10 protein-coding genes and 1 riboswitch are annotated in these 11,610 nt (G+C 40.5%); of the genes, 8 read left to right on the forward strand and 2 right to left on the reverse strand.

The features are described 5' to 3' along the window. Positions 1 to 132 precede the first annotated feature (132 nt). The 7 genes from resA to J7I96_RS23080 all read left to right on the forward strand — a co-directional run bounded on the left by resA (position 133) and on the right by J7I96_RS23080 (position 8,260). Positions 133 to 663 carry a thiol-disulfide oxidoreductase ResA gene (resA, locus tag J7I96_RS23050; protein WP_034308103.1) on the forward strand — a complete coding sequence of 177 codons (531 nt, stop codon included), beginning with the start codon at positions 133 to 135 and terminating at the stop codon, positions 661 to 663. An 18-nt stretch (positions 664 to 681) separates the two neighbouring features. Then, positions 682 to 2,331: a cytochrome c biogenesis protein ResB gene (resB, locus tag J7I96_RS23055; RefSeq protein ID WP_214772105.1), complete on the forward strand. Its 1,650-nt coding sequence runs from the start codon at positions 682 to 684 to the stop codon at positions 2,329 to 2,331. Beyond that, entirely contained in the window at positions 2,324 to 3,502 is a 1,179-nt protein-coding gene (ccsB, locus tag J7I96_RS23060; RefSeq protein ID WP_034308099.1) for a c-type cytochrome biogenesis protein CcsB, read from the forward strand. The genes resB and ccsB overlap by 8 nt, the downstream gene beginning before the upstream one ends. 289 nt (positions 3,503 to 3,791) lie before the next feature. After that, positions 3,792 to 4,508 carry a response regulator gene (locus J7I96_RS23065; protein ID WP_034308096.1) on the forward strand — a complete coding sequence of 239 codons (717 nt, stop codon included), beginning with the start codon at positions 3,792 to 3,794 and terminating at the stop codon, positions 4,506 to 4,508. Further along, positions 4,505 to 6,298 (forward strand): ATP-binding protein, encoded by a 1,794-nt coding sequence (locus J7I96_RS23070; RefSeq protein WP_214772174.1) that lies wholly within the window; start codon positions 4,505 to 4,507, stop codon positions 6,296 to 6,298. The genes J7I96_RS23065 and J7I96_RS23070 overlap by 4 nt, the downstream gene beginning before the upstream one ends. A 212-nt stretch (positions 6,299 to 6,510) precedes the next feature. After that, the gene (gene sigX, locus J7I96_RS23075; protein ID WP_048680217.1) at positions 6,511 to 7,071 is read left to right on the forward strand and encodes an RNA polymerase sigma factor SigX; all 561 of its coding nucleotides are present in this window, start codon (positions 6,511 to 6,513) and stop codon (positions 7,069 to 7,071) included. Then, entirely contained in the window at positions 7,037 to 8,260 is a 1,224-nt protein-coding gene (locus J7I96_RS23080) for a GerMN domain-containing protein (protein ID WP_214772103.1), read from the forward strand. The genes sigX and J7I96_RS23080 overlap by 35 nt, the downstream gene beginning before the upstream one ends. A gap of 46 nt (positions 8,261 to 8,306) precedes the next feature. On the opposite strand, the gene serA is transcribed toward J7I96_RS23080, so the two are convergent. After that, a complete protein-coding gene (gene serA / locus J7I96_RS23085; protein WP_214772101.1) occupies positions 8,307 to 9,881 on the reverse strand; it encodes a phosphoglycerate dehydrogenase in 1,575 nt (524 codons plus the stop codon). Positions 9,882 to 10,202: 321 nt separating this feature from the next. Continuing rightward, a riboswitch (FMN riboswitch) is annotated at positions 10,203 to 10,339 on the forward strand. A 162-nt stretch (positions 10,340 to 10,501) separates the two neighbouring features. Here serA and J7I96_RS23090 point away from each other — a divergent pair. Next, positions 10,502 to 11,083: an ECF transporter S component gene (locus J7I96_RS23090; protein WP_214772099.1), complete on the forward strand. Its 582-nt coding sequence runs from the start codon at positions 10,502 to 10,504 to the stop codon at positions 11,081 to 11,083. 140 nt (positions 11,084 to 11,223) lie between these two features. Here the strand turns inward: J7I96_RS23090 and J7I96_RS23095 are convergent, their stop codons facing one another. After that, entirely contained in the window at positions 11,224 to 11,472 is a 249-nt protein-coding gene (locus J7I96_RS23095; protein WP_034308087.1) for a ferredoxin, read from the reverse strand. Positions 11,473 to 11,610 lie beyond the last annotated feature (138 nt).

Consider the following 11,610-nt stretch of genomic DNA (forward strand, 5'->3'; position numbering starts at 1 on the left):
ACCTGTAAATACCTTTTCCTTCATGAATCGGGAAAGAATGTCACAAAACCTTCAGAAATGTAAATATAAAGGACATGGCGTTAAATGGTATAATGGTATGGTTAAATTTAGTGTGGCCTTAGGAGGATCTCTATGGATAAAAAGAAGCGACGCCTCATTAGCAGAACCATCATTCTCCTGCTTTTAGGTGCAGCTTTAGTGTTTGCCCTTTATACGAACTTCACTAAAGATAAGAATGAAAGCCTGAGAAAAGGATCCGATGCACCCAATTTCGTCTTGACTGATATGGAAGGTAAAGAGCATAAACTTTCAGATTACAAGGGAAAAGGCGTCTTCCTGAACTTTTGGGGTACATATTGCAAGCCGTGTGAATATGAAATGCCTTATATGGAAAATCAATATAAAAACTTTAAAGACCAGGGTGTTGAGATATTGGCCGTTAACGTCGGGGAATCTGACTATGCTGTCAATAATTTCATTACAAAGCATGATCTTACATTTCCTGTCATGATCGATAAAGGCAGGGAAGTGGAAAATGCTTACCGCGTGGATATATTGCCTGTCTCCTTTTTGGTTGATAAAGAGGGGAAAGTGATAGATATCATCACCGGAGCTTTGACAGAAGAGAGCATCCAAAAGCATATGGAGAGAATTAAACCATAATATTGGGGAGTTTTTGACATGAAAGAAGTAAAATGCGATTGTGGTCATGTAAATCCGTTTGGCACAAAGATATGCGGGAAATGCGGAATGGTGCTTGGTAACGAAAAAGAGAACAAGCTTATTGATATGAGATATGAAGGAAGTGCCAGGCGTTCACAAACATATAAAAAAACGATCATCGATAAAATATGGAATTTCTTTTCTTCCGTTAAGGTCGGGGTGACGCTCATTGTCATTGCTTTGATCGCTTCAGCTATCGGGACGATTTTACCCCAGGAAATGTACATCCCTTCAACCGCGACGCCTGCAGAACATTATGAACTGGAATATGGCTGGTTCGGAAGGGTGTATTATGAACTCGGGTTTCATAACTTGTATAGTTCATGGTGGTATTTGATTATCATAGGCATGCTGGGCATATCACTTTTGATTGCCAGTATCGACCGGTTCTTTCCGTTATATCGATCGTTAAAAAAGCAAGGGGTTACACGTCATGACGGTTTCATGAAACGTCAGCGGATTTATGGGGTGACAAAGCTTGAAGACCACAATATCAACCTTGAGGAAGTAAAGGATAGGCTAAAAAGGCAGCGTTATCATATACGAGAGGAAAACGGTCATATACTTGCCGAAAAAGGTCGTTTTTCACGTTGGGGACCTTATGTCAATCATATAGGACTTATCATTTTCTTAATTGGAGCATTATTGCGTTCCGTCCCTGGGATGTATATCGACAAAGTACTTTGGCTGCGTGAAGGCGAGAGGAAAGAAATCCCCGGTACAAATGGTGAATACTATCTTCAGAATAATGAATTTACCTTAGAGGTGTATGACAAAGAGAGTGAAGAAGATAAGCAGTACAGTGCTGCAATTGATAAAACCGGTACGATCGCAAAAACATATCAATCCGATGTTACGCTATATGAGCGCAAGGGAGAAACCTTACCAGGGGAAAAAGTGGACCTTGATAAGCTTAAAGATTATAAAATCAAAGTCAATGAACCTCTGAAACATGATCATTATGCCCTCTACCAAGTAGACTATAAATTGGATGAGCTGAGTACGATGGCGTTTAATTTGATAAATAAAAAAACCGAAGAGAAATATGGAAGCTTAAAGGTTGATTTGAACAACCCTCAAAAGAAATACGAGTTGAAAGAAGGATATTCCGTTGACTTGATCAGTTACTTCCCTGATTTCGAGTTCGATGAAAAAGGTGAACCTAGAACGATATCGAAGATTCCGAATAATCCAGCATTTATCTTTAAGATGCATACTCCGGATAAGCCAGAGGGTGAAGTCAGTTTCGTAGCGATTAAGGAGACTGTGGAGCCTTTAGGGGAAAACACTTATAAAATGGCTTTTAATGGTGTGGAAACCCAAGATGTCACGGCTTTGACCGTCAGGAAGGATTTAACCCTTTGGATCTTATTCACGGGTGGAATCATCTTCATGATCGGCGTTGTCCAAGGGTCTTATTGGAATCATCGGCGTATATGGATTAAGAGGAAAGATGATGAGATACTTTTGGCCGGCCATACAAACAAAAACTGGCACGGCATTAAAAGAGATATAAAACAAGCGATAGAATCAACATCACTTTCCGAACCAATGGATCAACTTGAAGAGGAGAAATCTTCTAGTAAGGGGGAAGTATTAAATGGCTGAATTAAGCAGTAACCTTTTATATGCAGCTTTCATTTTATATCTGATCGCCACCTTTTTATTCGGGGGATCGATCAAGGATAAACGCGGTGCGGAGGAAAAGAAACAAAACAAATGGGCAAAACTGGGCATTTTCGTCACCATTATCGGGTTTGCTGCGCAAATTGGGTATTTCATCACTAGATGGATTGCTGCCGGACATGCCCCGGTAAGTAACCTGTTTGAATTTACGACCTTTTTCGGAATGATGCTGGTCGGTGCTTTCATATTAATTTATTTTCTTTATAAAACACCTGCCCTTGGGCTATTCGCTTTACCGATTGCATTATTGATAATCGCTTATGCAAGTATGTTCCCTACAGAAATTTCGCCACTCATCCCTGCTTTGCAGAGTGATTGGCTCCATATTCATGTAACGACCGCAGCGGCAGGACAGTCGATCCTTGCCATAAGTTTCGTTACTGCCATCATTTATTTAATCAAGTTCGTTGATCAGACACAATCAAGCAAAAGAACGTTCTGGCTTGAAGTCATCATGTTCACATTGGTCTGCACCATCGGTTTCGTCATCATCACTTCTTCTTTTGCTGCCATGGATTATAAGGCGAATTTTGATTGGGTCGATAAAAAAGGTGCCGAAGTCAAACAGGAATTCAACCTGCCGGCATTGGTAGGTCCCAATGAAGGGAAACTCATCGAGACGGATCGATTTGAACCGCTGGTGGACATGCCTGCACTGATCAATGCCAAGAAACTGAATACTGTTCTTTGGTCATTCGGCATGGGACTTGTCCTGTATGGTTTAATAAGGTTGATTGCTCGCAAAAGAGTGGCAGCTTTGATTAAACCGATCGTTAAAAATGTGAATTTGAATTTATTGGACGAGATTAGTTATCGTTCGGTCCTTATCGGTTTTCCGATCTTTACACTCGGTGCCCTCATTTTTGCAATGATCTGGGCTCAAGTGGCCTGGACACGATTCTGGGGCTGGGATCCGAAAGAGGTCTGGGCATTGGTTACTTGGTTGTTTTATGCGGCTTTCTTGCATCTGCGGATGTCAAAGGGGTGGCAAGGGGAAAAATCGGCTTGGCTTGCCGTCATCGGTTTTGCCATCATCATGTTTAACCTGATTTTCGTCAATCTTGTTATTGCTGGTTTGCATTCATATGCTTGATTCTGTATTGTAATGTTTAGATGAAGGGGGTCTTTTGATAGAAACGTCGAGAGTTGGCTTATCGATTTTTCTAGAGAATGATCCCTTTTTCTGTCAATATCATTCAATATTTCGGGTGAAATAGCATTTATTCATTCTTGATGGACGGTCGGAGTCTTTTTTGTGACAAAATGGTGAAAGGTTCATGGAAGCCTTGTGAAATCGGCTCTTTATCGTACGATGTAAGGAAAAAGTATTAGTCAATGAAGTATTCATTTTGTAGAATATATGATAGGAGGCTGATTACATAATGTATAACGCTATTAAAATTCTCGTGGTGGATGATGAGGAAAGAATCCGCCGGCTGCTAAAGATGTATTTGGAAAGGGAAGAATACATAATCGATGAAGCTGAAAATGGAGATATGGCTTTAACAAAAGCCCTTGAAAATGATTATGATTTAATTTTATTGGATATTATGATGCCTGGGAAAGATGGAATCGAAGTTTGCCGTGAATTAAGGGAAAAGAAAACGACTCCAATTATCATGCTGACGGCTAAAGGGGAAGAAGTGAACCGTGTTCAAGGATTCGAAGTGGGGACCGATGATTATATCGTAAAGCCGTTCAGTCCCCGTGAAGTCGTGTTAAGGGTTAAAGCTCTATTGCGTCGCTCTTCAAGCACAGGTTACATGCAGACGGAAACGACGGCAAAAGATGTGATCGTCTTCTCGCATCTAACAATAGATAATGATGCCCACCGTGTACTTGCTGATAACAAAGAGGTTTCATTAACACCGAAAGAATATGAATTGTTATATTTCTTGGCGAAATCCCCAGATAAGGTTTTTGACCGGGAGCAATTGTTAAAAGAAGTATGGCACTATGAATTCTTTGGAGATCTTCGAACTGTAGACACGCATGTTAAACGCTTGCGTGAAAAATTAAACCGCATATCCGAAAACGCAGCCAAGATGATTGTGACCGTTTGGGGTGTAGGTTACAAGTTCGAAGTCATTAATGACTGATGCTATGGGGCAGTGTTGTAGGGAAGCTATGGGCAACGATCCTATTGCTCGTGTCGTTTGTATTAATTGTTTTAACCGTTCTGCTGGTCGAATTCTTTGAGAATTTCCAAATTGAAAATATTGAAAATGATTTAACCAAAACGGCTGAACAAATCATTAAGGTGACCAATGAACATCAGGGATCCAGCAATGAGGTATTACAAATAGCTTCGGAATTAATAGGCAATGAAACGAAAATGATCATTCTTAATGATGACAAAATGGTATTCTCATCCATCGGTGGAGATAATGAGTTTGAAATCACGCCGGAACTCATTAAAAATGACCCCGAATTGCTCAAGGTTTTTACGGAAAGAAAGACTGTAAAAAAGGAAATGGCGCTATCAGATGATGCGGGAAACGAGGGCTTATCCGCAATCGTGGTAGGCATTCCGCTTGAATTGAATGGGGAACAGGATGAAGTGTTCTTATTTCAATCGTTGGAGTCCATGGAGGAAACCACCAAATCCACTACACAGTTCATTTTATTGGCAGCAGGCATCGCCATTATTTTGACAACGATTTTTGCTTTCTTTTTATCTACAAGAATCAATGCTCCATTGGTGAAAATGAGGGAAGCTGCCCTAGCGATTGCCCGGGGGAAATTTGATACAAAGGTTCCAATACTGACTCAAGATGAAATCGGTGAGCTGGCCATAGCGTTTAATCAGATGAGGAAGCAACTGAAATTCAATATGAATGCACTTAGTCAGGAAAAGGAACATCTCTCCAGCATTCTTAGCAGTATGGCAGATGGGGTCATCACCTTCAATAAAGACGGCACAATTCTTGAAACGAATCCGCCAGCGGAAAGGTTTCTACAATCTTGGTATTTTGAAAAGGGCTATAACCGGGAAGATAATGTGAATGTCCCTTTGGTTTTGATGAATCTTTTTGATGAATCAGAGTCCTTCGATAAGGAACAAGTCGGTGAAATTACCTTGCAGGGCCGCAATTGGGGATTGATTGTCAGTCCGCTATATACAAATGGCGACAATATTCGGGGAGCGGTGGCCATCATAAGGGATATGAGTGATGAAAGACGTATGGACAAACTCAGGACTGATTTCATAGCGAATGTCTCCCATGAGTTAAGGACCCCGATTTCAATGTTGCAAGGATATAGTGAAGCGATTGTAGATGACATTGCGGGCAGTGAAGAGGAAAAGGTGGAAATGGCCCGCATCATCTATGATGAATCTTTGAGAATGGGACGTTTAGTCAATGATCTTCTCGATCTAGCTAAATTGGAATCGGGTAAAATGAATCTTAGCTATGAATGCGTACCTATTTCTCCTTATTTAAAGAGGATTACAAGTAAGTTTTCTGGGCTGGCTAAAGATAAAGGGATTACAATATCAGCCAGCCTGCAAGACAATCAGATTCAATGGCATTTCGATCCGGACCGCATTGAACAGGTTTTGACCAATTTAATTGATAATGCGATTCGTCATACTCCCCCAGGCGGTAACATTGATGTCATTCAGAGGACAAGTGATCGAAGGGGACTGATCATTGATGTGAAGGACTCTGGATCTGGAATTCCCGAAGAAGATCTGCCTTTTGTATTCGAGAGGTTTTATAAAGCGGATAAAGCAAGGACCCGCGGCCGTGCGGGTACCGGATTGGGTTTGGCAATCGTAAAAAATATAATCAATGCCCATGATGGCTACATTTCGGTAAACAGTTTACCTAATAAAGGTACGACGTTCAGTATCATTTTGCCTCGAATTATGGAAAACGCTGAATGAATGACAGGTGGACCGCCAGATAATCTTGATTCATAAAGAACTGCGAAGACAAAGGCAATTGGATTTCTTTCCATTGTCTTTGTTTTTTTAGGAAACAAAATAAGAAGTACCATATGTGGAAATTAACGGAATTTTATAATAAGATTAAAGCCGAAGTATGTAACTTTTGTTCAGGATTGACGACTATATTTATGAACGGATGTGGGGAAATGATGGATTCCGTTTTCCACGATCTTTATGAAAAATATCATCAGGAAATATATCAATTCATTTTTTATATGACTAAAAATCGAGAAACCGCCGAAGACCTTGTTCAGGAGGTTTATATCCGGGTGATGAAGGCCTATGAACGCTTCGAAGGAAAAAGCAGTGAAAAAACGTGGATGTATTCGATTGCAAGAAATGTGACGATTGATCACTTTCGGAAACAAAAAGGGTGGAAAGACAAAATCTTTCCTAATTTTGATTGGGATAGGCAATTGTTAAAAGATGAAGAGCCCATTCCCGAGGAAGTGGCTATCAAGAACGATGAAATCCAAGATATTTACCAATGCTTAAACCGGTGTACCACGAATCAAAGATCCGTGATCATTTTACGATATATTCAGGGATTGTCCATTACGGAAACTGCTGAAGTATTGAATTGGAGTGAAAGTAAGGTAAAAACGACCCAGCACCGAGCTTTGAAGGCCATTAAAAAGTTGATGGAAGATTTATCAGGAAAGGAGGGCCACCGCATTGAGGAGATCCCGTTGGAAAGAAAGCGAAATTGAAGACATGCTGCGCGAACTTCCGAAATTAAAAGATGACCGAACCAAGGCAGAGGTGTATGCGAGAATACATGATAAAAAGAAAAGGAAACACTGGATACCTCTATTCGCGGGTGTTGCCTCCTTATTCTTAATGGTTGTTTTGGCATCATCGTTCATTATAGAAAAAAAAGGAACGACAAGTCGAGAAGACAGCGGCAGCAGTGGGAAATTATCTCTATCTGAAAGTAAGGAAATGGCAGATCTTGAACGGAAGGATACAAGTAACCAAGAAAAGCCCTCAGAAGATAAACAAGAAGACCAAGAGTTTTCGAGTAACCAAGCGAAAATAGAATCCAAAGACAAGTTTTCAGAAATGGAACCGCGAAAAGGGGAAAAGGAAAAAGCATTTGAACAAGCGATCTACCAGGATGACCTTAAAAATGCCTCGATCATTACGATGGGTGTCCCAGATGATCAAATGAATTTCATCGTTCCCATTTCAATTAAACTTAAACATCATGATGAAAGCGATACACTGAATCAGTTAGTTAATCAAATGTCCGATATCGATGAAGCGCAATATGGGCTATCTGACTATTTTCCGCTTGATATAAAGATTAGCCAAGGAAACGATATAAACACTGCCCATATTGATTTTCCAGAAAAAAGCCAACTGTTGGCTGAAGATACACTTTTTCTCCATTCGATGGAAGAAACGCTTTCCTATAACAATATAGAGAAAATGACATTTTCCACAGAAGGTAAGCAAGGTGCCAGGTTTGCACATGCCGGATATTTAAAGGAGATGGATATACCTCATCAAAAAAAACGCACATACCTTCTTTATCAAAGGGATGAGTCCTCTCCAAGTTTCCTTGTTCCAAGCAATATGGGTTATCGGGACTTTGAGGAGGCGCTGCAAGCCGGAAAAGGGGAGGCGGACATCGAGGGAATTTCACCTGCAATCCCCCATGACCTGAAATGGGAAAGGATAAGCTCTAATGGAGATCTTGTGATCATTCACCTATCAGATCAAGCTGTTATTGAAAATAGTGAGGAAACCCTTCAAGCTTTAGAAGCCATACTCTTCATAGCTAAGGATTTTGGTTTTGAAAAAGTGAAGTTTGAAAATGCTCCTATTGAAGAGGTGGGAAAGCTGAAATTAACTGAAGACATAATGGTGCCGGAAGCACCGAACCAAGTGAATTGAATGCATTAACAGAAAAAAGTGCCCACGCTGCGGGCACTTTTTCTTCTTATAATGAAATACGGGCCATGAACGTAATTTCTTCTGTTTCCATTAAAAACTGTTTCATGTTGTCTTCTAAGGGTAAATCGAAGCTCAAAACCATGATGGCTTCACCGCCAGCTTCTTTTCGGCCAACCTGCATGGTGGCGATATTCACTCCATGATCACCCAGGACCTTACCTACGTTACCGATTACACCGGGTTTATCGGTATGCTGGATATAAAGTAAATTCGATTCTGGATGAAAGTCAATTTTGAAACCATTCAAACTTACAATTCGAGAACCGTAATTTTCGATATAGGTCCCACTTATTGTTAATTCTCGGTTGTCACCTTTTACTTTAAGGCTGATCAAATTCGAGTAACCTAAAGAGTCCGTAGAGATTTTTTCACCAATGGTTATGCCGCGCTCTTTTGCGATCAACAAGGCATTCACTTCATTGACTGATGCATCAACTCTTGACCTTAAAAAGCCGGAGATTAGACTTTTTGTAAGAATCGCAGTATCGAAATCCAAAGATTCTCCTGCATATGTAACGGAGATTTCCTGAATTCCTTCATTCATGCACTGTGAAGCAATCGATCCCATTTGCTGAACAAGTTGATGGAATGGCTGTACCTTTTCAAACACCTCTTTGGATATGGCTGGAAGGTTGATTGAACTTGAGACTGGATTTCCTTCGAAATATGTCAATACTTCTTGGGCAACCTGTACGGCGACATTTAATTGGGCTTCTTTCGTGGAAGCACCTAGATGCGGCGTAGCAATGACGCTGTCCAGTTCCAGCAGTTTATGGCCAAGTGGAGGTTCTTCGACGAAAACGTCCAGTGCCGCCCCGGCAACATGCCCTTCAACTATCATTTCATATAAATCATCTTCGTCCAGAATTCCACCACGGGCACAGTTCAGTACATAAACCCCTTTTTTACAGGTAAGCAGTTTTTCTTTATTAATTAATCCTCTAGTTTCATTCGTTAGTGGTGTATGAACAGTAATGATGTCTGCTTTAGGAAGCAATTCATCCAATGACAGGGCCGTTACGGACATTTTCTTTGCTCGATCTACAGTCAGGAACGGGTCATAGACAATGACATCCATGCCAAACGCTTTAGCGCGTTTGGCAATTTCCCCTCCGATGCGCCCAAAGCCAACTATGCCTAATGTTTTACCACGAAGTTCAGTTCCCGTATATGAAGAACGTTTCCACTCCCCATTTTTCAATGAAGCATAAGCTTGCGGAATGTGGCGCATTAATGAAGCCATCATCGCGAATGTATGTTCAGCTGTTGATATGGTGTTGCCGTCAGGTGCATTAACCACGACAATCCCGCGTTTTGTCGCTGCGGGGATGTCTATGTTATCAACACCGACACCAGCGCGTGCAATAATTTTTAACTGTGGCATACGGTTCATTAAATCTTCCGAAACTTTTGTTGCACTTCTCACAAGAATTGCATCGATCTGTTCAAGTTCGTTTGCAGCTTCCTCTACGGTCTTCTGAATGAGATGAATATTGGATGCCTCTGAAAGCGGTCCAAGTCCTTCTGGTTTAATGGCGTCTGCTACTAAAATCCGATACACGTCTAAACACCTTCCTAAGGGAGAATTATCTTAAATTTCAGTTAATTTTACAATTGAAATGCTGATAATGTCAATTTGGCTTATCTGAATGAAAGCGCTTAAACAAATGATTTTCATCTGATCATCCGTTTAAATGTGGCGTTATAAATAGCTTCGTCTCCTTTTGAGAAAAATTTTCGAATGGACATATTGTAAATCCGCTGTTTGTTTTAAGCCGTTCACTGCGACGATCAATATTCATCCTACATGCATCAAATGAGAAAAAATGCTATCAAAAAAAAGGCATTTCAGATATAATAGGAAGTATAAAAAATTTTATAGGTCTATCTTCGGGGCGGGGCGCAATTCCCCACCGGCGGTGATGAAGGAATTTCTACTTCTAAGCCCGCGAGCCTTACAAGGCAGGATTTGGTGTGATTCCAAAGCCGACAGTATAGTCTGGATGGGAGAAGATGGAGGTTCCTTAGTGCGTTTCAACAGTTATTTGCTGAACGTTTGTTTGATGTAACCTTTAATTTATCCCTTTAATTCCATTGGAATTAAAGGGTTTTTATTGAACATCAACATTTTGGAATCCTAACCTCTTTTTCAGGTAGATCGGAAAAGAAGGAGAGAGAACTATGAAAAAGAACAAAGTGAAAAAAATGGTCTCACTTGCCATGATGGGAAGCATTTCGTATTTATTGATGCTTTTAAATTTCCCGTTTCCAGGATTCCCGCCTTTTCTCAATGTTGATTTTAGCGACATACCAGCACTGATGGCGGCATTGATTTTCGGTCCGATGGCTGGAATTCTAGTCGAGTTCATTAAAAACCTATTGGATTTAGTCATGACAGGGACCTTGACTGCTGTGCCTGTGGGGCATATCGCTAACTTTATAGCCGGAATACTGTTTGTCTTGCCGACTTATTATGTATTTCAGAAAATCAATTCAAAAAAAGGAATGACGTTCGCCTTACTTGCGGGAACAGTTTCCATGGCAGTATTCATGAGCGTATTAAACTATTTTGTCTTTTTACCGGCCTATACCTTCTTTATGGGATGGGATGCCATGTCGGCGCCCGAGTCAAGAAAGTTCATTACGACGGCAATCTTGCCTTTCAACGTGATTAAAGGCGTGCTCATCACATCTGTATTCATGTTGCTGTTCATTAAATTACAGACATGGATCAATAAGCAAACATTATATAAAAATGCTTAATGGCATTGACGATAGATATGAAAAAACAACCGGATATTAATATCCGGTTGTTTTTTCATGCCTGTTTTTTTGGTAGGGAAGATGTAATGCGACATTGGCCAAAAGAAAAAGCCATTCTCGATTGAAAATGGCTTGTACTTTTATTCGAATTTTAGTGCATCTCCGTCAAATGCCTCGTCAGCAACTTTGATGGAATCCGTAGGGCATCCTTCAAATGCATCCATCATGTCGTCTATAAGTACATCTGGAATTTCAACGATACCCTCGTTATCGTCAAGGGTAACAAATGCAATCCCTTCGTCATCATAATCATATATATCTGGTGCCGCTGCTCCGCAAGCTCCACAAGCTATGCATGTTTCTTTATCCACAATAGTAAATTTAGCCATGAATATAACCCCTCCTAAGTTGATTAACAACTGATAATCTTTTTATTTCAGATTATTATCTCTTTCTTATTGTAAGACCGAATGCCAAACTTTTCAATAGAAATTGTATTGATAATTACTATCATGTAGCTGAATGTC

This window comes from Bacillus sp. ISL-78 (assembly GCF_018613455.1).
Classification (GTDB): Bacteria; Bacillota; Bacilli; order Bacillales; family DSM-1321; genus Peribacillus; species Peribacillus frigoritolerans.

Coding starts and splice junctions, on each gene's coding strand:
- J7I96_RS23065 (WP_034308096.1), top strand. CDS start 3,792: ATGTATAACGCTATTAAAATTCTCGTGGTGGATGATGAGGAAAGAATC.
- resA (WP_034308103.1), top strand. CDS start 133: ATGGATAAAAAGAAGCGACGCCTCATTAGCAGAACCATCATTCTCCTG.
- J7I96_RS23090 (WP_214772099.1), top strand. CDS start 10,502: ATGAAAAAGAACAAAGTGAAAAAAATGGTCTCACTTGCCATGATGGGA.
- resB (WP_214772105.1), top strand. CDS start 682: ATGAAAGAAGTAAAATGCGATTGTGGTCATGTAAATCCGTTTGGCACA.
- sigX (WP_048680217.1), top strand. CDS start 6,511: ATGGATTCCGTTTTCCACGATCTTTATGAAAAATATCATCAGGAAATA.
- ccsB (WP_034308099.1), top strand. CDS start 2,324: ATGGCTGAATTAAGCAGTAACCTTTTATATGCAGCTTTCATTTTATAT.
- J7I96_RS23095 (WP_034308087.1), bottom strand. CDS start 11,472: ATGGCTAAATTTACTATTGTGGATAAAGAAACATGCATAGCTTGTGGA.